General features: G+C 41.7%; 26 protein-coding genes. 22 read left to right on the forward strand and 4 right to left on the reverse strand.

All coding sequences use genetic code 11. The annotated features are described in order from the left end of the window. Position 1: 1 nt before the first annotated feature. From KNP72_RS13090 to KNP72_RS13100, 3 genes are all read left to right on the forward strand, one after another. Positions 2 to 925: an LCP family glycopolymer transferase gene (locus KNP72_RS13090; RefSeq protein ID WP_214833784.1), complete on the forward strand. Its 924-nt coding sequence runs from the start codon at positions 2 to 4 to the stop codon at positions 923 to 925. A gap of 83 nt (positions 926 to 1008) precedes the next feature. Beyond that, complete coding sequence (locus KNP72_RS13095) at positions 1009 to 2208, forward strand: alpha-amylase family glycosyl hydrolase (RefSeq protein WP_214833786.1); 1200 nt, start codon at positions 1009 to 1011, stop codon at positions 2206 to 2208. 125 nt (positions 2209 to 2333) lie between these two features. Further along, positions 2334 to 2684, forward strand: a complete 351-nt coding sequence (locus tag KNP72_RS13100) for a hypothetical protein (RefSeq protein ID WP_214802077.1) — start codon at positions 2334 to 2336, stop codon at positions 2682 to 2684. 23 nt (positions 2685 to 2707) lie between these two features. On the opposite strand, the gene galE is transcribed toward KNP72_RS13100, so the two are convergent. Both galE and KNP72_RS13110 read right to left on the reverse strand, forming a co-directional pair. Next, complete coding sequence (galE, locus tag KNP72_RS13105) at positions 2708 to 3724, reverse strand: UDP-glucose 4-epimerase GalE (protein ID WP_214833789.1); 1017 nt, start codon at positions 3722 to 3724, stop codon at positions 2708 to 2710. Between the two features lie 27 nt (positions 3725 to 3751). Further along, positions 3752 to 4972: a flagellar basal body-associated FliL family protein gene (locus KNP72_RS13110; protein WP_214833792.1), complete on the reverse strand. Its 1221-nt coding sequence runs from the start codon at positions 4970 to 4972 to the stop codon at positions 3752 to 3754. 195 nt (positions 4973 to 5167) lie between these two features. Here KNP72_RS13110 and KNP72_RS13115 point away from each other — a divergent pair, with 195 nt between their 5' ends. The 14 genes from KNP72_RS13115 (at position 5168) to KNP72_RS13180 (ending at position 20346) form a co-directional block, all read left to right on the forward strand. Continuing rightward, positions 5168 to 5893, forward strand: a complete 726-nt coding sequence (locus KNP72_RS13115) for a YveK family protein (RefSeq protein ID WP_214833795.1) — start codon at positions 5168 to 5170, stop codon at positions 5891 to 5893. After that, complete coding sequence (locus KNP72_RS13120) at positions 5886 to 6602, forward strand: CpsD/CapB family tyrosine-protein kinase (protein WP_034779059.1); 717 nt, start codon at positions 5886 to 5888, stop codon at positions 6600 to 6602. Before KNP72_RS13115 ends, KNP72_RS13120 begins: the two co-directional genes overlap by 8 nt. Positions 6603 to 6616: 14 nt before the next feature. After that, positions 6617 to 7384: a tyrosine-protein phosphatase gene (locus tag KNP72_RS13125; RefSeq protein ID WP_214833798.1), complete on the forward strand. Its 768-nt coding sequence runs from the start codon at positions 6617 to 6619 to the stop codon at positions 7382 to 7384. 220 nt (positions 7385 to 7604) lie between these two features. After that, positions 7605 to 9494 carry a polysaccharide biosynthesis protein gene (locus tag KNP72_RS13130; RefSeq protein WP_214833801.1) on the forward strand — a complete coding sequence of 630 codons (1890 nt, stop codon included), beginning with the start codon at positions 7605 to 7607 and terminating at the stop codon, positions 9492 to 9494. Between the two features lie 17 nt (positions 9495 to 9511). Next, positions 9512 to 10144: a sugar transferase gene (locus KNP72_RS13135; RefSeq protein ID WP_214833804.1), complete on the forward strand. Its 633-nt coding sequence runs from the start codon at positions 9512 to 9514 to the stop codon at positions 10142 to 10144. Beyond that, positions 10141 to 10983 (forward strand): NAD-dependent epimerase/dehydratase family protein, encoded by an 843-nt coding sequence (locus KNP72_RS13140; protein ID WP_251129018.1) that lies wholly within the window; start codon positions 10141 to 10143, stop codon positions 10981 to 10983. Before KNP72_RS13135 ends, KNP72_RS13140 begins: the two co-directional genes overlap by 4 nt. Before the next feature lie 6 nt (positions 10984 to 10989). Further along, positions 10990 to 12180 carry a glycosyltransferase family 4 protein gene (locus KNP72_RS13145; RefSeq protein WP_214833810.1) on the forward strand — a complete coding sequence of 397 codons (1191 nt, stop codon included), beginning with the start codon at positions 10990 to 10992 and terminating at the stop codon, positions 12178 to 12180. Between the two features lie 14 nt (positions 12181 to 12194). Beyond that, the gene (locus KNP72_RS13150; protein WP_131471340.1) at positions 12195 to 13217 is read left to right on the forward strand and encodes a polysaccharide biosynthesis protein; all 1023 of its coding nucleotides are present in this window, start codon (positions 12195 to 12197) and stop codon (positions 13215 to 13217) included. Beyond that, a complete protein-coding gene (locus KNP72_RS13155; protein WP_131471339.1) occupies positions 13214 to 14326 on the forward strand; it encodes a polysaccharide biosynthesis C-terminal domain-containing protein in 1113 nt (370 codons plus the stop codon). The genes KNP72_RS13150 and KNP72_RS13155 overlap by 4 nt, the downstream gene beginning before the upstream one ends. Positions 14327 to 14333: 7 nt before the next feature. After that, positions 14334 to 15455 carry a non-hydrolyzing UDP-N-acetylglucosamine 2-epimerase gene (gene wecB / locus KNP72_RS13160; RefSeq protein ID WP_214833813.1) on the forward strand — a complete coding sequence of 374 codons (1122 nt, stop codon included), beginning with the start codon at positions 14334 to 14336 and terminating at the stop codon, positions 15453 to 15455. 64 nt (positions 15456 to 15519) lie between these two features. Then, positions 15520 to 16524 (forward strand): glycosyltransferase family protein, encoded by a 1005-nt coding sequence (locus KNP72_RS13165; RefSeq protein WP_214833816.1) that lies wholly within the window; start codon positions 15520 to 15522, stop codon positions 16522 to 16524. A gap of 26 nt (positions 16525 to 16550) precedes the next feature. Then, positions 16551 to 17978, forward strand: coding sequence for a hypothetical protein (locus KNP72_RS13170; protein WP_214833819.1), 1428 nt, complete (start codon positions 16551 to 16553; stop codon positions 17976 to 17978). Beyond that, entirely contained in the window at positions 17975 to 19099 is a 1125-nt protein-coding gene (locus KNP72_RS13175) for a glycosyltransferase (protein ID WP_214833821.1), read from the forward strand. The genes KNP72_RS13170 and KNP72_RS13175 overlap by 4 nt, the downstream gene beginning before the upstream one ends. Then, a complete protein-coding gene (locus KNP72_RS13180) occupies positions 19096 to 20346 on the forward strand; it encodes a lipopolysaccharide biosynthesis protein (protein ID WP_214833824.1) in 1251 nt (416 codons plus the stop codon). The genes KNP72_RS13175 and KNP72_RS13180 overlap by 4 nt, the downstream gene beginning before the upstream one ends. A 240-nt stretch (positions 20347 to 20586) precedes the next feature. On the opposite strand, the gene KNP72_RS13185 is transcribed toward KNP72_RS13180, so the two are convergent. Further along, positions 20587 to 21504: a tyrosine-type recombinase/integrase gene (locus tag KNP72_RS13185; RefSeq protein WP_214833827.1), complete on the reverse strand. Its 918-nt coding sequence runs from the start codon at positions 21502 to 21504 to the stop codon at positions 20587 to 20589. A gap of 5 nt (positions 21505 to 21509) precedes the next feature. After that, positions 21510 to 21962 carry a sigma factor gene (locus tag KNP72_RS13190; protein ID WP_214833830.1) on the reverse strand — a complete coding sequence of 151 codons (453 nt, stop codon included), beginning with the start codon at positions 21960 to 21962 and terminating at the stop codon, positions 21510 to 21512. A gap of 406 nt (positions 21963 to 22368) precedes the next feature. Between KNP72_RS13190 and KNP72_RS13195 the strand changes: the two genes are divergently transcribed. The 5 genes from KNP72_RS13195 (at position 22369) to KNP72_RS13215 (ending at position 26713) form a co-directional block, all read left to right on the forward strand. Continuing rightward, entirely contained in the window at positions 22369 to 23535 is a 1167-nt protein-coding gene (locus KNP72_RS13195) for an ROK family transcriptional regulator (protein WP_251129019.1), read from the forward strand. A gap of 168 nt (positions 23536 to 23703) precedes the next feature. Beyond that, positions 23704 to 24150 carry a hypothetical protein gene (locus KNP72_RS13200; protein ID WP_214830221.1) on the forward strand — a complete coding sequence of 149 codons (447 nt, stop codon included), beginning with the start codon at positions 23704 to 23706 and terminating at the stop codon, positions 24148 to 24150. Between the two features lie 19 nt (positions 24151 to 24169). Continuing rightward, positions 24170 to 25471: an ABC transporter substrate-binding protein gene (locus tag KNP72_RS13205; RefSeq protein WP_242679078.1), complete on the forward strand. Its 1302-nt coding sequence runs from the start codon at positions 24170 to 24172 to the stop codon at positions 25469 to 25471. Positions 25472 to 25537: 66 nt separating this feature from the next. After that, entirely contained in the window at positions 25538 to 26491 is a 954-nt protein-coding gene (locus tag KNP72_RS13210; RefSeq protein ID WP_214824840.1) for a carbohydrate ABC transporter permease, read from the forward strand. Between the two features lie 12 nt (positions 26492 to 26503). Beyond that, entirely contained in the window at positions 26504 to 26713 is a 210-nt protein-coding gene (locus KNP72_RS13215) for an ABC transporter permease family protein (RefSeq protein WP_251129020.1), read from the forward strand. Positions 26714 to 26784 lie beyond the last annotated feature (71 nt).

The raw sequence follows: 26784 nt of genomic DNA on the forward strand, positions 1-26784 counted from the left end.
CATGGCGAGACATAAGAAGAAATCACGCTGGAAAAAGGTGTTGGCGATCACGCTCGGCGTCTTGACGGTCTTCCTCGTCGCCGGGGGCTTGTTTGTCTGGTCGATGTACCGGGACGTCAATGAGACGGTGACGAAAGTGAACGATAATCTCGAAATCAGTCCGGAACGGAAACAGGTCGAGACGATTGAGCAGAAGGAATCGGTATCGGTGTTACTACTCGGGATTGACCGCCGTGACGGGGAGCAGGGACGGAGTGATTCAATCATCGTCATGACGCTCAACCCGACGACAGACGAAGGCGCGATGCTCAGCATCCCGCGCGATACGAAGACAGAAATCGTTGGAAAAGGCATGAACGATAAGATCAACCATGCCTATGCGTTCGGTGGGGCCGAGATGGCGATGAACACAGTCGAAGAGTTACTCGATATCCCGATCGATTACGTCGTCGAGGCGGACATGGAGGCGTTCACCGAGGTAGTCGACGCGCTCGGCGGCATCACGGTGACGAACGACTTCGCCTTCTCCGCGGATGGTTATAACTATCCGATTGGACAGGTCGATTTGAACGGCGCCTCGGCGTTGTCATACGCCCGGATGCGTTATGACGACCCGAACGGTGACTTCGGTCGGCAGGAGCGGCAACGCGCCGTCGTCGCGGCCATCGTCGAGAAGGGACGTTCCGATTTCTCGGTCGACAAAGTGACGAAGTTGCTCGACGTCGCCGGTAACCGCGCCAAGACGAACATAGAGTTCAATGAGCTCGTGACGTTGTCGACGGACTATATGAAGGCGTTCCGTAACGCCAGCACGCTCCGCATCGAAGGCTCAGGCGGTCTGGAGTCGGACGGCATCTATTACTGGAATCCGGATTCGGCCTCGCTCGCCGACGTTCAAGCCGAGCTGCAGCGCTTGATGAACTAAGCCATTCCTCATGGGATGGCTTTTTTTGCGTTTGAAAATCGTTTATCGGTGGGAGTGATAAAGAGACACTGAGGAGGGATCACATGCTTTGGGAAACTGTTGAACCGATCATCAATCGATTAGAGGACGACCATACATCAGAAGACTGGCAAGAACTATTCGCCAAATGGGACGGCCATCATTGGCACGATGGCGAAGGTGTGAGCGAGAAGACGAGCGTGCTCATGATTGATGCGAACGCCGTCACCACAGACAGGAGTCCGGACTTGGATGCGCTCTATGACTTGTTGAAAGAACACGTCCAGGCGTCGATTAGCGACTTGTATCTCGTCTCGCTGTTCCCATACCCGGCCAAGCCGACCGATACGGCCATCAATCCGCGTATCCGGTTATACGAGGACCTCGGACGCTTCAAGCATGAGTTCGAGCTCATGTACGATACGGAGCCCGACGTCTACAACGAGCTACAGTTCAATTTACTCGAGGAGACGGACGCCTTCATCGAGCGGCTCGCCCAAGGCGCGACGAAGCTGCGTGTCCACGTCCAGTCGTTTCGAGGCATGCCGGAGGAGAGCATTCAGCGCGTCATCGAATTGTGGCATGCGGTGCTCCATCACTATAAACCGCACGGCCAGTTGATTCTTGCCTATGAAGGAGATGTCCAGGAACTCGGCTCATACATCAGCGTCGCCGATGCCATCTGTCACTTCGACCTTGCGTCGCACACGATGCTGGCCTTCGCGCAAGGAGATGCCAAGAAGTTGTCCGACTGGGCGAATCGAATCGAGGCGCCAGGAGAAGGAAAGACGTACTTCAACTTCTTGTCGATTCATGAACGCGACCCGTTCGAGAAGAACTTGATCGAGCCGAGCGTCGACATGATTCTCGCGGCTCACAGCATCCTATTCTCGCTTCAAGGCATACCGACCGTTGATTATCGGACGCTGCTCGGCGTCCAGACTCCGGTCGACCATGACGCGCTGATTCAAGAGCTGAAGACGGATCCGTATCGCCTGCAAGTGTTCTCTGGCATCATCAGCCAGCTGAACGTCAAACGGACGCACCCGGCGTTCTCACCGTACGCCGAGCAGCGAATCGATACGTCCGATAAGCGTGTCTTCACGGTCGAACGGAAAGGTGAAGGGGAGACGCTCATGCTGTATACAAACGTTAGCAGTGAGCCAGTGACTGTGCGGACGAGCGGGACGAATCTGTTCACAGGCGAGCCGGTCGAGACAATCGAGCTCGATGCATACGGGTTTGTTTGGGTGGAATCTGAATAGGACTTTTGATTCAAAATTGAATTGTGTGATTTAGGTGTATTGACTCATGAAACATTTGGTAGGAGAATGGATATAGAAGGAATTTCCATGACAAAATCCTACATACACCTAAGGAGCGAATTCCGATGAATCAATCATTATTTGTCCATTTCTTGAGCCTTACGTTCCATTCATTTTCGTATTGGATGTTCGCGACGCTATTCATCGCATTAGCGGGCTTCGTATTTTTCTATCTGTGGGACCGTGAGTTTGCAATCGAGTACCGGACGATTTGGCGCAAGTTCTACTATTTGACGTTTGCAGCGTTCGTCTTGTTCGGCTTAATCGTCGGCGAGTTCACGTTCGACGCCGCTTGGGCACTCGCGGGCATCGCCATCGTGATTGCCGTCCTTGACTTCGGGGTGCTCGTCACACCGGGCAAGGAACCAGAAATTATTGAAGTCGACATGACAAAACGGCTGACCGAAGAACCTTAAGGTTCTCGTGTCAGCCGTTTTTCTTATGCCCGATAACCGTTCGGGTTGTTCGATTGCCAGTTCCAAGCGTCGCGGCACATGGCGCGGACGTCATGTTTCGCTTCCCAGCCGAGCACACGTTTCGACTTCGATGGGTCAGCAAAGCACATAGCGATGTCACCTGGTCGGCGTGGGGTCACTTGGTACGGAACAGCTTTTCCACTCTCGGTCTCGAATGCATGCAAGAGATCAAGGACGCTATAACCGGTCCCGGTCCCCAAGTTGAACGCCTCGGCACCCGTGTGGTCCATGACGTAGTCGAGTGCTTTCAAATGACCTTCAGCTAAGTCAACGACATGTATATAGTCGCGGACACCGGTCCCATCAGGTGTGTCGTAATCGTCACCGAACACGCTCAGTTCGTTCAAGCGACCGACGGCGACTTGCGTGATGTACGGCATCAAATTGTTCGGGATGTCAAACGGGTCTTCACCGATCTGACCCGACTCATGGGCACCGATTGGGTTGAAGTAACGCAATAGTGCGATGCTCCATGATGGGTCGGCGACGGCGAGGTCTCGCATAATGTCTTCAATCATCAGTTTCGTCCGACCATATGGGTTCGTCGCACTGAGCGGGAACGTCTCGTCGATTGGTGTCCGTTCCGGCATGCCGTATACAGTCGCCGATGAGCTGAAGACGATTCGTTTCACATCGAATGCGTGCATCACTTCAAGCAACACAGTCGTACCAACGACGTTGTTCTCGTAGTAGCGGAGTGGCTCCGATACCGATTCACCGACAGCTTTTAATCCAGCGAAGTGGATAACGGCATCGATCGTATGTGTCAAAAAGATTTGTTCGAGCAGTTCGCGGTCGAGGATGTCACCGAGATAGAACGTAACCGATTTTCCGGTCAGTGCTTCGACTCGTTCGAGCGCCTCACGGCGGCTGTTCGATAAGTTGTCCAGAACGATGACGTCGTAATCGGTGTCAAGCAACTGTAAGACGGTATGGGTGCCGATATAACCGGCACCTCCTGTAACAAGAATCGTGTTCATGGGGATTGCTCCTTCCGTGAAACTCTCTTATTTTTCAGTCAGTCGTACCCGTGTCTGTCCGTTCGTACCTTCGAATAAGCGGAGTGAATATGTCTCACTCTCATAAACTACTGCATCGTCCGTCTCGAGGACCGGTTCGCCGAGCGGGCTGAATACATCGCGCGTCGTTTGTGTGTTCGTCCAATCGATGGCGTGTACTTTATCTTGTTGAATGACGAAGAAGCCATCGTTATAGAACGCATAGGCGTTCAAAGCATCCGTCTCACGTCCGTACGGCACTCCGATTGTCTCCGTGAGTGCAGCTTCGTTCATAGCGAAGAAGTCAGGAATCGATTCGCCGAGCCAATTGTTGTTCAAGTTCGTGTTCACCCAGTCGAGTAGGGCGCTATCGGTCAAGTCGCGTGTCGGCCAGTCGGTCGTGATCGAATCGAGCGGAACCCATGCTGTCGTCCCATCCAAATTTACTTCAACGTGTTCATCTTGTTCCTTTAAAATCTCATAGCGGTCGCCGATATCTCCTATATAGGTGACTGTCGTGCCGTTCGGTTCAGAGACGAGGTTGACGTTTTTCGAGGCGAGCCAGACATAATTTGTTTCTGGCTCTTGGACGACCGGTTCAGGATCCGGCTTAGGTGTTTCCTCGACGACTTTGGCTTCTTGTTTTGGTTCCAACAAGTCCATAACATATGGATACCCGATATAGCCGCCTCCTATGAGTAAAGCGAGGAGGAAAAGGACACCAATCCATTTGCCGGATTTCCGGCGTGGTCGGGCTGGTTCGATTGTTCGTTGATATTTGGCTCGTTCCGCGCGTGAGGGCACGGGAATTTCAGGGGTATAACGCGGTTTTGCGGCTGTGGCTCGTTCTTCCGTTTTTTGAGTTGGTTCGGAAGCGGGTCCCGATGCCTTGTCCACAATCGGTGTTTTCTTGACGGTTGTCTTGTCAATCGGTGCGGATTGAGGAACGGTCGCTTCTTTGTTCAATACATCCTCATGCATCTCAAGTAAAGACACATAGTATGGAAGAAACGTGGCATCTTTCTTCCCATCTTTAATCCAAGCAGCGAAGTCCGACCCCGATTTTTCTTCCGTCGGTAGTGACTCTAACGTTGTACCCGTCAATTCTTCAAAGGACATGCGTAACGATTTTCCGTCCCCTAAATTTTGTTTAATGACATCTTGTAGTTTTGTACGTGTTGTCGCATTCGTGTCTGCGTACAACTGGAGTAGGCGCTCACTAACGTGCACTATTGTCTCCTCCTTTTGTTAAGTTCTTCCTAACAAAGTTTATCAGATTTACATACCAAAAAACCCAAATTTTAAAAAATGGGTCATCAACTGTTAGGATTTTTGCTATAATGTTTTGGTATTGGCATTGTTAAATATTATCTGCGGAATTTTTCCAGTAGTGACTTTAAAGAACAGAGGAGAGAAAACACGAGCATGAAAGAAGAAACAATTTCCCTTGGAGAATTATTCTCCATCATAAAACGGAGCAAGTGGCTCATCGTCAGTTTAGCAATTATCGCGGCGCTTATCGCCTTTTTAATTAGTTCATTCGTGATCAGTCCGACGTATGAAGCGTCGACGCAAGTACTCGTTGCTCCGAAGGAAACACAGAACAACATGATTGATAGCAGCCAAGTTCAGTCGTCGGTCGCGCTTGTAAACACATACAGGGTCATTATCCAAAGCCCGGCAATTTTAGAAGCTGTTCAACAGAATGTGATTGGGGCTCCAGAGAACATTAGTAACTTAATCACAGTCAACAGTGAGCAAAATTCGCAGGTCATCAATATTAAAGTTCAACATACGAACCCGGTTCTAGCAACGGACATTGCCAACGAAATCAGCACCGTGTTTGCAGACGAAGTCAGCGAATTAATGAGTGGTGTTGACAACGTCAAGGTATTGTCTGACGCGTCAGTTCCAATGTCACCTATCAAACCAAACATTTTATTGAACACGGCAATCGCAACAGTACTTGGTTTAATGATTGGAGTTGCTATCGCGTTCCTTAAAGTTGTGTTGGATCGTCGGATTAAAACAGAACAGGACGTTGAAAACATTTTGGAACTCCCGGTTCTCGGGTCAATCCCTGTCATCGATAAAATTGAAATGCGTCAACAACGCCAAGCTAACATGAAAGGTGAACAAGTCCATGTTTAAGTTCGGAAAAAAGAAAAGTAAACATATCAAATATGACAAAACTGGACGGGAATTAATCACAGTCCACAAACCGAAGTCACCAATCTCCGAACAGTATCGGACGATTCGGACGAACCTAGAGTTCACGGCAGTCGATGACGACTTGCAAACGATGGTTATTACCTCAGCTTCGTCAGGTGAGGGGAAGTCGACAACGTCATCGAACCTCGCCGTTGTCTATGCTCAACAAGGAAAACGTGTGTTACTTGTTGACTGTGACATGCGTCGACCGACAGCCCACTTCACGTTCCGTCTTTCGAACGGAATTGGTCTTTCAACAGTGTTGGCTAAGAAGACGACTGTTGAGAAGGCGACACATTCGACTCAAGTCGAAAATTTAGATTTGATTGCTGCAGGTCCAATTCCACCAAACCCGTCAGAACTATTGTCTTCGAAGATGATGGATCGCGTTTTGGAAGAACTAAAAACGAACTATGACATCATCATTTTAGATGCACCTCCAATGATGCAAGTGGCGGATACACGCCTCTTGGCACGTAAGGTTGACGGTGTCGTTCTTGTCGTTGGTTGCGACAAATCAGATCGTCAGATGGTCGTCAAAGCGAAAGAACAATTGACACTTGCAGAGGCACATATCCTCGGTGTCGTCTTGAACAAACGTGAGCCACAAGGCAGCGACGATTACTATTACTATTACGCATACGAATAAAAGGAGAGCGTGCCATGATTGATATCCATTGTCACTTATTGCCGGCCGTCGATGACGGTCCGGAAACAGTCGAACAAGCGGTCGAGATGGCGAAACGCGCCGTAAGTGAAGGGGTGACTGCAATCGTGGTCACCCCCCACGCGTTTCACCCGCAGTTTGATACAAGTCAGCTCGATGTAGCGAGTGCCGTTGCGCGATTGCAAAATGTTTTACGACAAGAGGGAATTGACCTCGATTTGTACGCTGGACAAGAGATTCGAATCTTTGGCGACCTTGTTGAATCGTTAGAGCAAGGTAAAGCGTTATCACTTGCTGGATCACGTTATGTCCTCGTGGAGTTCCCGAGTGACTCTGTACCAGCTTATGCCGAACAGCTCTTCTTCGGTCTTCAAACGGAAGGCTACACGCCAGTTATCGCTCATCCTGAGCGTAATAAAGAGTTCGCAACCAACCCAAAACGGTTGATGGACTTCGTCTCGTCGGGTGCGCTTTCGCAGATTACGACGAGTAGTTTGACCGGAGAGTTCGGTCAGAACGTGAAAGAGCTCGCATTCGCTTTCCTTCGTAACGGGCTCAGCCATTTAATTGCATCAGATGCTCATAGCACGGGCCGCCGAACATTTTATTGGACAGAGGTCGAAAAGATTGTTCGTGAAGAGCTTGGTCAAGACAAGTGGGAGACTTACGTAGTTAATGCGGAAGCAATTATGAAGGATGAGTTTGTATTCATTGATCCGCCGACATTACCGACAAAAAACTGGCGAGGGAAATGGAAAAAATGATTGTCTTATTTTAAAGACTAGTTATTGACAAATTATCTAAATATGTGAAGTGTTGTCGACAACTGTCGAACGATTTTAGGTTTAATTTACTCCTCGCATGTTTTTATATTAGGTCGAAAGTGATACCCTTAATTTATAATTTTGAAAGGATGTAAGTTACATCCTTTTTTCTATGAATCAGACAGATAATATATATTATACCAGCGAGGAGGAACGATAAATGTCATTTACAGAGCTGAAAAGAAAGTCGATTCGGACTAGTATTTTGGCTGCGCTAGACATTATTGCAATTATTTCTGCAATCACATTTACGTATTTCTTTTTATATCCTGTCGAATTTTTATTTTCGATGAATCAAAATCATTTTATTCAATCGGCGATTATTTATAGTGTGCTATTTATTGTAATAGCTGGACTGAGTGGACTCTATGATGTAGCATGGCGATTCGCCAGTATCAAAGAAGCAGTACGCCTAACGCTTACATTAGTAATGAGTACAGTTTCCTTATATCTTATACAGTTTGGAATGTATGGAGAAGCAATGGAGCGTATGTTATTTCTCAGTTTCTGTCTTTCCTTATTAGCTTTAGGAGCAATTCGCTTAGGGTCGCGTGTAGTAATCACTTGGAACTCTAATTCTGCTTCGGGTTTATTTAATAAAAAATTAAAGAAACGAAAAGATGAAAAACGGACGCTGATCATTGGTGCTGGACAAGCTGGACGAATGCTCGTCCGTCAAATGCAGCACTCACAAAATCATCGGATGAATCCAATTGGGTTTATTGATGATAATAGTCATCTACAATCACTAACTGTCAACGGCGTGAAAGTGTTAGGTAAGGTTAATGATTTAGAATCTGTAGTTGAACGTGAGGCAATTGATAAGATTGTCTTCGCTATCCCGTCAATGAATTATAAGGAAAGGTTAGAAATCATTAAACGGGCAAAAGCGATTTGTACAAATGTACATACGTTGCCAATGATTGAAGAAGTAGCGGCCGGTAAAGTATCAGTTAATCAGATGCGCCAAGTGTCAATTGAAGATTTACTTGGGCGTGAGCCTGTAGAACTTGATATCTCTGGGATACAGTCGGAAGTGGAAAGCAAAACGGTCCTTGTAACGGGTGCCGGTGGATCAATCGGCTCTGAAATTTGTCGGCAAATCTTAAAATTCCAACCATCACGCCTTCTATTGCTAGGTCACGGAGAAAATAGTATCTATTTGATTGAACGTGAACTTCGTGATTTGAACTTTGATATTGAACTTATTCCGATTATTGCGGACATACAAGATCGAAATCGATTAAGAGAAGTGTTTGAATCATACACGCCACATCTTGTCTTTCATGCTGCAGCTCATAAACATGTGCCATTGATGGAGGCCAATCCCCATGAAGCTGTAAAGAATAATATTTATGGGACTAAAAACGTTGCTGAAATGGCAGATGAGTTTGGGGCTTCTCGATTCGTTATGATATCTACTGATAAAGCTGTGAATCCAACGAATGTAATGGGATCTACAAAACGGATAGCTGAAATGGTCGTCCAACGCTTAGGAAAAGTAAGTAGTACGAAATATGCTGTAGTTCGTTTTGGTAATGTTCTAGGAAGCCGTGGATCAGTCATCCCACTTTTCAAAAATCAGATTGAAAAAGGCGGTCCACTTACAGTTACACACCCAGATATGACTCGATATTTTATGACTATTCCTGAAGCGAGTCGACTCGTTATTCAAGCCGGAATGCTTGCGGACGGTGGAGAAGTTTTCGTTTTAGATATGGGTGAGCCCGTGAAGATTGTGGACCTTGCTCGAAACATGATCAAACTAAGTGGATTTACAGAGGAACAAATTTCCATTGAGTATAGTGGGATTCGTCCAGGCGAAAAAATGTTTGAGGAGTTGTTGAAAGAAGGCGAAGTCCATCCGGAAGCAGTATATCCTAAGATCTTTACAGGCATCGTGTCAGAAGAGAAGAATTTGGATGGAAAACTAAATCAAATTCATCATCTTAAAACGAGCGAAGCGCTTAGCCTTTACCTTATTAATTGGGCGAATGATGGAATTGAGTTGCATGACGATTCTCTTAACCATATTCGAGAAACTGTTTGACCATTGGAGTGTGAATAATGAAATACATTGAGCAGAAAAGAAAAATTGATTTCATTCTTTCTTTAGTAGGATTAATTGTGCTATCACCTTTATTTGTTGGGATTATGATTGCGATTAAATTGGAGTCGAAAGGTCCTATCTTTTTTAAACAAAAGCGTGTCGGAGTGAATCAAACCCATTTCAAAATTTTAAAATTTAGAACGATGAAAATTGATACTCCTAAGGATACACCAACACACTTATTACTAGACCCAGATCTCTACATTACAAAAGTAGGGAAGTTTCTTCGGAAAACGAGTCTCGATGAACTTCCTCAAATCATTAATATTCTAAAAGGTGATATGGCAGTGATTGGTCCGCGTCCTGCACTTTGGAATCAGTACGATTTGATTGAGGAACGTGAAAAATACGGAGCAAATAGTGTGACTCCGGGTTTAACAGGATGGGCTCAAATCAATGGTCGAGATGAACTTCCAATTGAGTATAAAGCACAACTTGATGGAGAGTATATTGAAAAAATGTCGTTTTGGATGGATTTCCGATGTTTTATTGGCACTGTGTTTAGTGTTCTAAGAAGTGATGGGGTATTAGAAGGAGGGACTGGAAAAATGATGAAGGAAATTGCGCCAACTAGAGAAGAAAAAAAATGAAGAAAATTTTGTTGACGGGCTCAAATAGCTATATAGGGAAATCTTTTGTGAAATGGTTAGAATCTAATCATTCATCCTCAGTGATTACCGTAGAATCATTGAGTGTACGTAATAATGAATGGTTAGAAAAAAAATTTATAAAATATGATACGATTGTGCATTTAGCTGCCATCGTGCATAATCCAACTGCAAGTAAAGAATTATATTATCAAGTAAACCGTGATCTGGCATTTCAAATAGCGAAAAAAGCTAAGAATGATGGGGTAAAACAATTCATCTTTTTTAGTACTTTAAGTGTTTATGGTTTGTCGCAAGGAATAATTAATAAAAATACACCGTTAAACCCTAAAAATGACTATGGTAAATCTAAACTGCAAGCTGAAGAAGAAATATTAGCTTTAGAAGATGATACATTTAAAGTCGTGATTGTGAGACCACCTATTGTTTATGGACCAGGAAGTCCAGGTAATTTCCGTAAAATGCTAATGTTTTTTGAGTATCTTCCTGTTTTCTTAGATATTCCAAACAAAAGAAGCATGATTTATATTGACAATCTTTCTTATTTTTTGTATCTACTCATTGATAATGAAGAACGCGGTATTTATATACCTCAAAATGCTGAATATAGTTCGACCTATCAAATTTTCTTGAAATACCGTGAAAAAAGAAAGTGTTTTTCATTGCGCATCCCCCATTCATTTGTAGACATAATCAAAAAATCCTCAATCGGTTCAAAAATTTTTGGTGATTTAGTTGTTAACTCAAATGCATGTCATTATAAACTACCATATCAAATTGTGTCTTTTAATGAATCTATCACTTCTTTCCGAAAGGTATAAATTTATATGAGTAAAAAAGTTATATTTTTGTGTCAATATTTCTATCCTGAATATATTTCATCAGCTCAATTACCTTATCAGACTGCTGAGGATTTAAGCGAAAATGGTTTTGATGTTGAGGTGCTCTGTGGATTTCCATATGAATACTTAAAAGCAAACGAAGGAATAAAAAAAAGTGAAATAATTAAACCGAATTTTAAAATCAATAGAATAAAATACAGTAAATTTAACAAAAACAACTCACTAGGGAGGCTATTAAATTACTTTTCGTTTACTTTCTTCTCTCTTTTGAACCTAAGAAAATTTAAAAACAAAGATGTTTGCATTGTGTATTCAAACCCTCCAGTGCTTCCAATAGTTCCTTACATTGCTAAGAAGTTATTTGATATGAAAATTGTATTTGTTAGTTACGATGTTTACCCAGAGATAGCAGTATCTACTAACAGCATCTCAGAAGATAGTTTACTGGTTCGTTTAATGAAAGTTATTAATGTTAGAATTTTTCCGTCATTTGATAAGGTGGTGGCCCTTTCATCAGAGATGAAAAAGCTTATCGAAACTAATCGGAAGGTTTCCCCTGAGTCAATTGAGGTCATACCAAATTGGCATACAGGAAGCGTAGATATTGCTCTGGAAAAAAAGAACGGTGAATTTACCGTATCTTATTTTGGTAATATGGGGACAGCCCAGGATATGGACACACTTACAGATACTATTGTGAAAATGAGTGACTGCAAAGGAATTAGATTTTTATTAGTGGGTCATGGAAATAAAAAAGATGAAATTAAAAAGAAATTTGAATCTATAGGGACAAAAAATGTTGAAATTATTGACTTTCTTCATGGGAATGATCTGAGTGTAGCACTAAATGAGAGCGATGTTTTCATTGTTTCACTTGAGTCTAATTTAGCAGGTTTAGCTGTGCCAAGTAAGACTTATACATATTTAGCTATGGGGAAACCCGTCATCTCTATTATGGACGAAAATACTGATATCGCGAAAAAATTAACAAAATTCGGTGCGGGTTTTAATATTAAAAACAATGATAGTATTTCCTTAGAAAAGTGTATTATGCTCTTGAAAAATGAAGAAATAATTTATAATCAAATGTCTAAAAACGCAAAAGAATTATCTGTAAAGGAATACTCAAGAGAGTTAAGTACACAAAAATATATTAATTTAATAAATGAAATCTAGGAGTGATTAATCAAATGTTTCATAACAAGGTTTTACTGATAACTGGTGGGACAGGTTCATTTGGAAATGCAGTAATGGAAAGATTTTTAGAAACAGACATCAAAGAAATTAGAATCTTTTCTAGAGATGAGAAGAAACAGGAGGATATGCGTAAAAAATATCAAAATAGTAAGCTGAAGTTTTATATTGGAGATGTAAGGGATTCTAATAGTGTGAAAAATGCGTTATATGGCGTGGATTATGTTTTTCATGCAGCGGCATTAAAACAGGTTCCATCGTGTGAGTTCTTCCCTCTCGAAGCTGTTAAAACCAATGTACTTGGAACCGAAAATGTTTTAAATGCCTCAATTGAATTAGGGGTGAAAAAAGTTATCTGTCTTTCTACAGATAAAGCTGCGTATCCTATAAACGCTATGGGTATTTCAAAAGCTATGATGGAAAAAGTATTTGTCGCCAAAGCTAGAACAATTGATGCAGCGCAAACTTTAATATGTGGAACGCGTTATGGGAATGTAATGGCTTCAAGAGGGTCAGTAATTCCTTTATTTATTGAGCAAATTAAAAAAGGTGAACCTTTAACAGTTACGGATCCACAAATGACACGTTTTTTAATGAGTCTGGAAGAAGCTGTAGAATTGGTTGTATTTGCATTCAATAATGCAGAAGCTGGGGATATTATGGTTCAAAAATCTCCAGCATCGACAGTAGGTGATTTAGCCATTGCTTTAAAAGAACTATTTAGTGCAGAAAATGAAATTAAAATTATTGGCACTCGTCATGGCGAAAAAGCATTCGAGACTTTATTAACTCGTGAGGAGCATATTGTATCTGAAGATATGGGTGGATTTTATCGCGTTCCAGCGGATACTCGTGATTTGAATTATGATAAGTACTTTAGTGAAGGGGATCAACAGCTAACTAAAGAAACAGAATACAATTCAAATAATACAACGCGTTTAACAATTGAAGAAATTAAAGAGAGACTACTGACACTAGAATATGTTAGAAACGAATTAGGCAAATGGGTGAGTGTATGAATATTTTGATTACAGGTTCTAACGGATTTGTAGGAAAAAATTTAGTCGCCGAATTAAAAAACCAAGGTTATACAAGTTTAATGCTATGTAATAGAGATACACCGACCGAGGAGTTAAAAGAATTCGCTCGACGTGCTGATTTCATTTATCACCTTGCAGGTGTTAATCGACCGCAAGATGTTTCTGAATTTGAAACGGGGAATACAAAATTTACAGAAGAGTTAATTGATATGTTAATGGGAAGAGAAAACCCTCCTCCAATCATGTTCTCCTCTTCAATCCAAGCTGAGTTAACTAATCCATATGGAAAAAGTAAAAAACAAGCTGAAAATCAGGTATTAGATTATGCTAAAAAGAATAATACCAATGTTATGATTTATCGTTTTCCAAACTTATTTGGGAAATGGTGTAAACCAAATTATAATAGTGTAGTTGCAACTTTTTGCTATAATTTTGCACGGGATATTCCAGTACAGATAAATGATAAAAACACAGTGCTTACTTTAGCGTATATCGATGATGTTGTAGAATCTTTAATCAAACTTCTAGAGCTCAAAAAAAACAAAAGTTCTAGTTTTTTCTACAACATTTCTCCTACCTATAATATAACATTGGGGGAACTTGCAGACCTTGTAAGCTCATTCAAAAAATCTCGTGAAGATTTATCAATCACAAAATTAAGTGAATCTATAAATAAAAAATTATATAGTACATACTTAAGTTATTTACCAGAAGATGAGTTCTCTTACTCACTAAATATGCATAAAGATGAAAGAGGATCGTTTACGGAGTTTATACGAACAGCTGATCGCGGACAAATGTCGGTTAACATTTCAAAACCAGGAATAACTAAAGGCAATCACTGGCATCATACTAAAAATGAAAAATTTCTGGTGGTTAGTGGAAATGGAGTTATTCGGCTCAGACAGATAGATTCACATCATATTACTGAATATTTTGTAAGTGGAGAAAAACTAGAAGTCGTGGATATACCAGTGGGTTATACACACAATATAGAGAATTTAGGGAACGAAGATATGGTGACGCTTATGTGGGTAAATGAGCCATTCGATCCTGATTATCCTGATACATACTATTTGGAGGTTTAATGAATAAATGAAGAAACTAAAAGTAATGACTATTGTTGGAACAAGACCAGAGATTATTCGCCTGTCATCGACTATTAATCGATTAGAAGAGTCTGAGGTAATTGAACACATTTTAGTTCATACAGGTCAAAACTATGATTACGAATTAAATGAGGTTTTCTTTGAAGATTTTAATCTACGAAAGCCTGATTACTTCTTGAATGCAGCTAATGGAAATGCTACAGAGACTATTGGACACATTTTAATTGCAATCGATCCTATTCTGGATAAGGAGAATCCAGAGGCTATCTTAATCTTAGGGGATACAAATAGTTGTTTGTGTGCAATCGCAGCAAAAAAACGAAAAATTCCAATTTTTCATATGGAAGCAGGTAATCGTTGCTTTGATCAAAGGGTGCCAGAAGAAACAAACAGAAAAATTGTGGATCATATCGCTGATGTTAATTTAACTTATAGTAGCATCGCACGTGAATATTTATTAAAAGAAGGATTACCTGCTGATCGAATTATTAAAACTGGAAGTCCGATGTATGAGGTTATCAATTCTAAACGTTCTGCAATTGAGAACTCGAATGTGTTAGACCGATTAGGATTAACGAAAGATAAATATTTTTTAGTTTCTGCTCATAGAGAAGAAAATATCAGTTCTGAAACAAATTTCGTTAATTTGATTGACTCACTTAACGAAATTGCTGAAATTTATAATCATCCTGTTATATTGAGTACTCATCCCCGTACACGCAAAATGATTTCAAGTAAAAACATTGAATTTCACAAAAATATAGTTTTGTTAAAACCGTTGGGTTTTATTGATTATAATTGTCTTCAAATTCATGCAAAAGCTGTTTTGAGTGATAGTGGGACTATTAGTGAAGAGACTTCAATTCTTGGTTTGAAATCATTAAATATAAGACAAGCTCATGAAAGACCGGAAGCAATGGAAGAAGCAAGCGTAATAATGACCGGATTAAATAAAGATAATATTTTAAGGTCTTTAAAAGAAATTGAAAATTGTAGATTGGCACATCAAGTAAATGATTATCAAGCAGATAATGTTTCGGATAAAGTAGTAAAAATATTGTTATCTTATACCCATTATGTAAAGAGAGTGGTATGGAATGAAGAGTGAAATAGCACTGATATCTATTATTAATTTAAAACATAGTTCCTTATTGAACATGTACACTAATTATTTGAATAAAAAAGGCATTAAATTCGACATCATATATTTTGATAGATATGACATTGAAGAACATAATACTGCAGAGAAAACATTTCGTTTTATAGCTTCTGGACACAATCAATCCAATAAATTCACAAAAATAAAGAAATATATCGAATTTAGAAGGTTTATTAAAAAAGTCATTTTATCAAATAATTATAAAAAACTTATAATATGGAATTCGCTTACAGCTTATTTAATTTTTGATGTTTTAATCAAAAAGTATAGTAACAAATATTTTTTGAATATAAGAGACTATGCTTTTGAAAATATTTTTTTTATAAATCGATTGATGAAATCACTTATAGATAACTCTTTGATTACCACATACTCTTCGCCGGGATTTTTAGAATTTTTGCCAATAAATAAAATACATCAAGATAAAGTGTTATTTATAAATAGCATAAATGAAGATTTATTAGAGAAAATAAAGCCTCGCGGTATTTCTTCAAAAGACCCTATAAATATAGGTTTCTTAGGAAATGTGCGATTTTTTGAAAACGATAAAAAGCTCTTAAAATTATTTGATAATGATGAACGGTTTACATTGTCTTATTATGGAACAAATAGCGAAGTGTTAGAAGACTTCGCTATTTCAGAAGGTATCACCAACGTAAAATTCAAAGGTGCTTTTAAAAATGAAGAAATAAATGAAATATTAAGTGAAATAGATATAATGAATAATTTATATGGTACAAATAGTGTTGCATTAGATAGTGCAATTTCTATTAAATATTATCATGCATTAATGGCAGCTATTCCTATAATTTTATATGAAGGAACATATATGGAAAAATTTTGCGTTAATAAATTTTCAGTTAATCATAATTCCGACAATTATAATTTACCAAATGAAGTTTACGAGTGGTATAAATCATTAGATAACAAGAGTGTAAAATTGTTAGCTACGTTAGAATTAAATAAAAAGTTGGATGAAAATGAAAAAACAAAAAAGAGGATTTATGAGGAATTATAAATTTTAGTAGGAGGTAGTTTAGTAAAATGTCTAATAGCTCTAGAGTTGTCTTATTTGGATTTTCTCTAATCTCTTTCATAATAACTTTAAGCAATTATGGAAATCATGAAGGATATGACAATCTTTATATTCTACCTATTACTTTTGCTTTTGGCATTTTTTTAATATTTTTAGTAGGAAATAAAGCCAAAATGAGTCAAAAAAAAATAACCCTTTGGGGTTTTATGATTATGGGTTTAATTAGATTAACATTAATACCTATTTTTATTTCTTTTTCCACATTAGATCCAGGATTGAATTATATAAATCCAGATTCTTATTACATAAATAAATCAATATTGTTGATTTCTTATGAATGGATTGCTTTATCAATACTGTTGGCGATTTACTATAATAAAAAGGTTCCAGTAAATTCTAGTGTGCCTAGAAACTTAAAAATAAAAGGGAATTTAATTGTGTATTCATTATTTTTACTTTTATTTATGTTTGTATTTGTATTTTATGGGTTAAACTCTAGTTTTATTAATTTTGGTTATATTGACGTAAGCACCTCCTCTATTGAAAGAGTCGGAGATGAAGATTCTTCTATAAGGATACTATTACAACAAATTATCCAAATAGGATTAATGTTGATTTTCTTATTAACGCTTAAACATTTTTCTGAAAATTATAGTGTTAATAAACAAAAAATCAATTTTTATGTTCCTGTTTTCATTTCACTACTATTGCTAATGGTTATTATAGGTGAAAGGCGAACTAATCAGATCTATTTATTACTAATCCTAAGTTACTTGTTAATTACTTTTTATCCTGAAATGAGAAAGCGAATATTATTCTTTTTGGGCAGTATAGGTTTATTAGTTCTTACTACCATGAGCATATATAAGTTTGGCTATGCGTTCATGTATGGATCATACACAGATGCATTAATAAATAGCGACTTGACATGGGAAGAAATATCGGGGATGTTTCAAATATATTTTTTCGGACCAGAAAATGTAGCTATAACGTTACAATTTGCTGATAGCTATAATCTATCACCGGCAAACTTTTTCTATGACTTTTTAAGGTCTACTTTTGGGATAAGTTTTTTACTTAAAGAAGCAAATTTTGTTTTAACGTCCGAGCAATTTAATACCTTCATCTATGGATACGAACGAAGTACCGGACAGGTTCTTTCTGGTTTGGGGTACTCGTATATTTACTTTGGTGTAATATTATCTCCGATATTAAGTGCTTTAAACATTATTATATGTTTGTTTGTTGAAAAAATTCTAAAAAATACTACATCCTTAGAATGGGTTTATGTACTTTTATTTATACTCTTTAGATTTTCTACAAATTTGTTTGTAGCTTCGCCAGCATTATTTTCATTGTCGACAATAATGATGGGAACAGCAGGAATGCTATTTCTAGTGGCCATATTATTAGGTAATAGGAGATATGTTGTATGAGTGAAAATTTGCTTTTTTTATCGTTTACAACCTTAGATTATGATGGGCGGACAAAAGAGCTATTAAAATTGATAGATCCTTATGGTTCAATTCATGTTGTATCTTGTATGGTCAACGAAAAAAAAGACTTAAATAAAAACTACGATATAATTAAGATTAAAAACAAAAGTAAATATTTAACTGTAAAGAACCTGATTAATTTTTTCTTGCTCAGTGTCAAAACAGCATTTAAGTTACAAAGAGAAAAAAAAATAGATACTTTGTTTATTGATAACTTGTATTCCGCGATAACAGGTTACCTAATTTATATGTTGTTTAAACCAAAAAAACTAATAATTGATTGCCGAGAGTATTATATAAGAGAGCAACAAACAAGTCGAAAATTAAAAGTTTTCTGTTTGTTTGAAGAACTACTAATAAAAAACGCTGATATTGTAATTGTAGCGAATGAAGAAAGATCACAGCTCGCAAAGCAACATTATTCTTTAGATAAAAAGCCAATCGTTTTTGAAAATATACGCGTAATAGATTCGGAAGCAACAGCCGCTGAACTAAAAGCTTATGAGGAAAAATACAGCAAGTTCATTCATGGAAAAAAAAATATAATAAGTACTGGTGGCTATTCATTGCATCGTTTAACACTAGAGTTGTTAGCGGAATTCAAAGAAATAAAGGACAATGCAAATTTAGTTATTGTAGGTGGCGGGACGGAAAAAGATAAGCATGAAATAGATAACTATATAGAAAAGTACGATCTTAAAAATGTATATCTTCTGGAAAAGGTTTTACCACAAGAATTAAAATATCTAATGCAACAATCCCATATTGGAGTGGTAATTTATCCTATGCATGACGATAATAATAAATATTGCGCATCAGGTAAAATCTACGAGTATATTGATTGTGGAATTCCGATAATTACAAGCGAAAATCCGCCACTTAAAACCTTTATAGAAACTCACGAAGTTGGAATATCAAACAATCATTTTTCTAAAGCCTATGATACAATTACGCAAAATTATCAGTATTATAAGGATAACGTAAAATTATATAATCAAACTGTTGATTATAGTGAGTACTTGAATATTACATATTCAAAAATCATGAAGGAATTACAATGATAAATATAAAAAATTTCTTTAAATTATCATCAAGTTTAGTTTTGGCGCAAATTCTTACGTTTGTTTTGTCACCCGTAATTTCTCGCTTATATTCTCCAGCAGAATTTGGTGCATATACTACCTTTATTGTTTGTGTGTCAATATTCGGTCCGATTTTAAGTGGTAAGTATGAAATGGCAATTATTCAGTCTAAAGTTGGAAAGGCAGAAGAGGAAAATCTAATAAAGCTTTCGCTTTTGATTGGATTATTTTTAAGCATATTGGTCTCGATGACATACGCTTCTATTTACTTCAATTCCGATGTTATATCCTATGTAAGTGCAGTGATGTTACTTTTTCTTTTATTGTTTTCTTATGCATTAAGTAATGTATTTACATTTGTAAACAATAACAGGGAGGACTACAAAACAATTGGGTACGCTACAATTATTAGATCTTTTTCTAACAACGTATTTTCTGTTTTTGGGGGTCTATTGTGGAGCACCCACATAACGTTAGTTTTTTCTCAAATATTAAGTTCGTTTCAAGGAATAAGATTTCAGAAACGTAAAGCAGATATTAATTTGAAATTCTTAAAAAAATTAGATTTTAGACAACTTCAAAAAGTTTCTATAAAATATAGACATCAAGCCTTGGGAAATGCACCAGCTGCCTTACTTTCTACAACTAATCAATCAAGTATTCTTCTTTTGTCTGGATTGATGTTTGGAACCGAAACTCTCGGATTATTTGCAATAGCAATAAAAATGCTTAGTATTCCTAATTTAATTATTTCTACAAGTATTCATAAAATTTTTTTCAAAGAAATTCAGAAAAAAATTGTGACTAGTGAGAACATAAACTTTGATGTAATGAAAACTTTTAAATTAGTGAGTTTATCTTTAATTCCTATCTATTTTCTGATTGCTTATGCTTCTGTAATGTTCATTCCATTTTTTTTAGGGATGGAATGGGCTAGAGCTGGAAAGATAATGTTAATTATGACGCCTTGGTTTTACATGAAAACTATTTCAGATTCTTTTTCTTCTCTTTACGTTCTTCTAGGAAAACAATACTACGAATTAAGGCTTCAATTAATATTTTTATTAGGCATGATTTCTATATATGCTTTTACTTTTATTGAAAACATTAATTCACATGCTTTTTTAGTTATTTACGTTGTTTATAGCAGTATTTATTTGCTTGTACACGTTGTATTAGGAATTAATCTTACGAAAAATAAAAGTAATGATGGATTAAAAAAATGAATATGTCTCTTCTCAGAGTGCAAATAAAGTCATGTTTTAGTCGAATTGAAACATGACTTTATTGTTTTATCTCATTGAGAAACTTTGACGAAACATGATTATTTAAGTGGAAAAATCAGTTTTTCATACTGTTGTTCGTTATTTTCTAGGAACTTTTTAGTAAGTTACGATAAAGGCTTTTAACAGCATTAATTAAAAGTGTTGTCAGAATTTCGCCTTTTCAAAAAATATCGAAGGTTATTAGTATTTCTTTTTATTCTTATTAATTTGTCCATTCTTTTTGTTCAGCACTTCAATCGCTTGTTGATTCTGTTCTTTAGAGATATGCAGATACAACTCGGTCGTCTCGGTCGAGGCGTGGCCGAGCAGGCGACTGATTTTAGTGATATTGACACCTGCATTGTACAGCTCTGTCGCAAAGCTGTGGCGCAAGACATGGCTCGTGATGCCAAATCCGAGCTGTTCGTTCGATACTTTTTGCAGGTACTCGTTCACGTAGTTCGCACGTACTTTTGTGCCACGAGGCATGATAAACAAGTAAGGGGAATCTGTATCAATCTTTGGCCGCTCCCATTCAATGTAACGGAGTAGCGCATCATGCAACCGGTCACTCATTGGGACCTCCCGCATTTTATTTCCTTTTCCGTGCCGGATGACAAGCTCATTTGTATCAAATGCAACATCCTCGATTTTTAAATTCAACGTTTCACTAATCCGAAAACCCGCATCACACCCAATCATATAAATGTTATACAGGGTCGCGTTGTCGGCATGATACAAGATTTGATGAAGCTGTTCGCGGCTAAGGGTCATCGACTGTCTTCTCGCCTCGGCACCGGATACTTTGACGAGTGCAAACGGGTTCTTGGTAATCCATCCTTTTTCGACCGAATAAACCATGAACGTTTTGAGCACGCTCACATATTTCTTAATCGTATTGAATGCTCTCTCACAGTCGACTAACTCATCTCGATACGCATAGGCGTGGGCGATTTCGTCCACGTCTTTTAACAAGGTCACGTTCGACTCGTCCATCAGTTTTTCGAATCGGCGTAAAGTGGTGCGATATGTCTTGACGGTGTCTTTTGATCTGCACTGTCTGATTTCCACATCTTCTAGATATATGGAGATAGCGTCTTTTAAACTGATATAATCCATATTGTTCACTCCTTCGAATAGATATCTTCTCGTAGTTCACGTTGGACGTCCGCCTTATACGCGCGCAATCGGCTCGCGGAATAGGCCAGCGTCTGTTCGGTTCCATCAATCAGGTGACAGAGGAGCTCGAAGTGACGCGGTGACAGTCTCACTCGTTGTTCGTCGAGCCAGTCGAAGAGGTGACGCTCGGACGTCATGCATTGTTCTGGGATTCGTTCGGCTGGGACTTCATGTTTCAAGTGACGAGCGTTTTTTTGTTTGTGATTCAAGATTGCTCCGCGGACCCGTTGGAAACAGTATGTTTTCGATAACGTGCACCCTCTATTCAACGCTTCCCATAAGGCAATACGTGCGATTTGGACACAGTCTTCTTGTTCGTTCGGATGGATATTCAAGTGTCTGACGACATAATGAATCATCGGCTCCCACTCATAAATTTGCTCATCGATAGTTGTCATTGGTCAATTCTTTTCCGAGCGCTCTATGTCATTCCTAGGTTAGACCGAGTATAAACGCTATTCCCCCCTTTTTAGTCGTTGTTCCGCCGTTGTCTCACACCTCTGTCTCCCTTATCCCCATGTTATCGGAGTTATCCCCGTGCTTATGTATGATAAGGCCAATGGTGAAGCGGGGGGAATAGCGTTTCCTTCCTTGTGCTAGAGGAGTAGAGAATGATGTTGACTCGGGATTTATCAAATGAATCTATGAAAGAATGAGTAGTACTTTGATGATCACCGTCACTGAGTTCTCATAAGTGATTCAAGGACCGTATCCTCGTTACAGAGAAGGATTAATTTGTCAAATTAGTTCAGTCACCCCCTGACCGGTTTCCCCAACATGCTATACTAAGAAAAAAGCAAAGAAATGGGTGGAACAGTTATGGGGAAGACGACACCACGGAACTCGAAATGGATGCGGACGTATAACCGCTCGCTCATCCTCCGGCTCATCCGGCTCCATCAGCCGGTGTCCCGGGTCGAGCTCGCCAAGGCGACGAGTTTGACGAAGCCGACGATCTCGAACATCGTCAACGAACTGAAAGAAGAAGGGTTGATCAACGAGCGTGAGCTCGGCGTCTCGAGCGGGGGACGGCGCCCGATCATGCTCGAACTCGCGGCCAGTGACCGTTTCGTCATCGGCATCGACGCGACGCAGCGGCGGTTGCATGGTGTCGTCACGAACATCCATGGGGAGGTGTTAGGTGAGGCGTGGCACGACAAGCGGTTCGATACGAACGAGGAGTTCATCGAGGCGATCGTGACGCTATACATAGAACTGGCCGCCAAGGCCGAAGGCGATGTCATCGGGCTCGGGGTGTCCGTCCACGGGATGGTCGAGGCGGGGAACGGGATCGTCTTGTTCGCGCCGCGCTTCCACTTGCATGACATTCCACTCAAACAAGAACTCGAACAACGCTTGAACCAGAACGTCTTCGTCGAGAACGACGTGCGGACGCTCGCCTTAGGCGAGCTCTATTTCGGCGAGGCGATCGGCATCGACGAGTTCTTCTACGTTTACGCCGGCTACGGCATCGGTGGTGCCTACGTCCACGGCGGCGAGCTGATCGACGGGGAGCACCATATCGCTGGGGAGATTGGCCATATGCGGATCATGCTCGACGGGCCGATCTGCTCGTGCGGCAACCGGGGCTGCCTCGAGGCCGTCGCCGGGGAACGGGCCATCTTGAACGAGGCCCGGCAACTCAATCACGAGCTCGACTTGAGCGACTTGCGTGATTCCGTCGGCACGAACGCCGACATCCAGCAGCTGTATGAGCGGGCCGGGGAGTATATCGGCATCGCGACGCTCAACATGATCCACTTGCTCAATCCGAACCGGATCTTGCTCGGGGGACCGCTGTTCAACTACGCGCCGAACGTCGTCGCCAACATCCAGGAGCGGGTCGCCCAGACGGCGCTGACGATGGATGCCCGCCAGACCGACATCCGCGTCGTCCCGTGGAATGCGAACCACGGTGCGCTCGGTGCAGCCGCCCTCATCACGAACCAACTGTTCGGAGAGATTCAATGATTCAATCGCTCTCACCTCGAGGGCGATTTTTTTGTGTCGAAAAATAATTTGAATGAAACCGTTTACAAGTCTAAAAAGGATATGCTATAGTCTGTTTGTAGTTAGATAATAAATTTAATTTACTAAGTAAGGGGTGACACTCTCAAACGGGAAAGTGGAGGGGTAGACATGGACATAGAGACACCATTTCTGAAAGACAAGTTTCACGATATATTCGGTCGCTACGGGGCGACACGGCTGTTCACACGGGACGGTTCAACGTTTAATGAATTGGAAGCGTTCTCAAAAGCGGACGGTGTCGTCGTCACCCGCTCACGGCGGGACGGCATCTTCCGGCTTTACGACGAAGAGGCCCGCGACATCCGCCTGTTCCGCGTCTCAGACTTGAACGAGGCGCGCACGAACGACTTCGACGGACTGTTTGAGATGCTTCTATGGCGGTTGAAGCAACAGGACGCGCTGCCGTTCGGGGCCGACCTGTACGTCGTCGGATCGTACATAGACGACCATTGGCAGTTTGATTTGGAATTGATCGCATACACACTCACCCGGCTCGGAGATCAACCGATGCCAGACCACTTGATTCGGGAGCTTTGCCTCAAGCTGGTCGCATAACATTCAAAGGAGAATGAACATGAAGAAAACGACAATCGCACTCGCATCATCGGTACTCGTCTTGTCATCACTGCTCGCTGCTTGCGGCGGCAAGGAAGAGGCGGCCGCGACGACGGAAGACGGCAAGCCGGTCATCAACTGGTGGGGCTGGGCGCCACAACCAGAGGTCGGGGAAGCCATGGCCAAGGCGTTCAACGAGTCGCAAGACGACTACGTCGTCAAGTTCAAACGTCTCGAGGACTATGAACAGCAGCTCCAAGTCGCCATGCTCGGCGGTGACGGCCCAGATGTCATCGGCCTCAAGGAACCGATGATCCCGCAATACAAGGACCGCCTCGTCCCGGCGAAAGACTATATGGACAAAGCGGCCGGCGCGGGCTGGAAAGAGAAGTTGATCGAGCTCGGCGTCGAACAGACGACGGTCGACGGCGAACAGATGGCGGTCCCGGTCGGATTCACGGGCCAGGCGTATCTCATGTACAACAAGACGATGCTCGACAAATACGGCGTGACACCGCCGAAGACGTATGACGAGACGATCGCGGCGATTGATAAGATCAACGCCTCGGGCGACAAGGTCATCCCGATGCAGCTCGGCGCGAAAGACGCCTGGGTCGGCACGGACGTCTTCAACGTCTTGAGCCACCAGGTCGCACCAGGGTACATCCAAAAAGTACTCGAGGGCGAAGCGAAGTGGACGGACAAAGAGATGGTCGAGACGGCTGAACTTTGGCAACAACTGTTCGAAGACAAAGTGTTCCAAGAAGGCGCTTTGGGCCTAGCGACATACATGGACGGCATGAACAACTTCTTCGACAAGAAGGCGGCGATGTGGGTCATCGGCTCATGGGAAGCCCACTCGATGACGACGGTCGAGAAACGTGACAAGTGGAACAATTTCGAAGATGAGATCGGCTTCGTCCCGCTCCCGAACCTCGCGGGCGGCACAGAACAACCGGTCATCGCCTCGATCGACATGGCGCTCGGCGTCAACAAAGAGTCGAAACAACAAGAAGGCGCGGCCGCCTTCATCGCCTACATGACGCAAGGCGAAGGCCAAGCGCTCTACATGGAGAAGTTCGAGATGGCTCCGGCCGTCAAGGACATCGAAGTCGCGTACGAGGACAAGTTCACGTCTGACGTGGAACGCGAGTCGTACAAAATCTTGAACGAGACGGTGAAGAACGCCGTCGCGGGCCGCGGCATCCGTGACCCGAAAGTATACGACACGCTCGGCAAAGAACTTCAAAACATCGCCGGCGGTCAAGACGCGAAAGAAGCGCTCGCGCGTATCCAAGCCATCGCTGATCAAGGTAAATAATCGAACGAGCGCCAGTGGCCAGCCTGACTGGCGCTCGATTTTTTGATAGGAAAGTGAGGGAACCTTATGCAACACGCAACCGAGTTACCGGAAGAACAGCCGAAGCTGTCGGCGGTCCCGCCGCAACGACCGGATTCGACGAAGAAGAAAGCGCAGCTGAAAAAGAACTTGATCGGCTGGGCGTTCGTCGCCCCGACCGTCCTGTTCGTCATCGCCTTCATCTATTACGGCATCTTCTATAACGCCTATCACTCGCTGTTCTCGTGGGACGGCATCTCGTTCGAGAAGACGTACATCGGCTTCGAGAACTTCGGCCGCATGTTCAGTGACCCGGAATTTTATAACGCGCTCAAGAACACGGGCATCTTCACCGTCTTGACCGTGACAATCCAAGCCGGGCTCGGTCTCGTCTTGGCGTACCTGCTCCACACGAAAGGCGTCGGCCGGACGTTCTTCAAGTCGGTGTTCTTCTTCCCGGTCGTGTTGAGCCCGGTCGTATTGGGCGCCGCGTTCTCACAAATCTTCGACTTCCAGTTCGGCTATATCAACGAATTCCTCCGGATGATCGGTCTCGGTGCATTCGAACAGAACTGGCTCGGCGACCAGGACGTCGCCTTGTACGCCATCATCTTGATCAACATCTTCCAATGGACGGGCTCGTCGATGATCATGTACTACATGGCGATGCTGGCCATCGAGCGTGAAGTGTTCGAAGCAGCCAATATTGACGGCGCCGGCTTCTGGCGCACGCTCTGGAGCGTCGTGTTCCCGAACTTGAAAGGGACGACGTTCACGCTGACGATCCTGGGGGTCATCGGCGGACTGAAGACGTTCGATATCGTCTGGATCTCGACGCAAGGCGGACCAGGTAACTCGACCGAGGTCATCTCGACGTACCTGTTCCGGAAATCGATGTTGCACCAAGAGGTCGGCTACGCCAGTGCCGTCGCCATCATCTTGCTGATCATCGCGCTCAGCATCACGTACTTCCAGACACGCGTACAGAAGAAAATGGACTGAGGAGGGATACCCATGGAAATCCAAACGAAAAAAGGAAGATGGCTCACCAATCTCGGCTTGTCACTCATGGCGATCATTTGGTTGTTCCCAATCTTCGTCATGTTCAAAGAGAGTTTACGGGTCAATGGCTTCAGTAACTATATCGCGACGTTACAGAACCCGAACTTCCCTCAGTTTGTCTTCAACAGTTTTATCGTCGCGTTCTTGTGTAATGCAAAATAGGAGTGCAGAAGTGTGCAACGGAAACGTACACAACTCTGCACTCCTATTTTAGAAAAGAAAAAGGACTTGCC

Source organism: Exiguobacterium sp. s152, from assembly GCF_018618335.1.
Taxonomy (GTDB): domain Bacteria; phylum Bacillota; class Bacilli; order Exiguobacteriales; family Exiguobacteriaceae; genus Exiguobacterium; species Exiguobacterium chiriqhucha.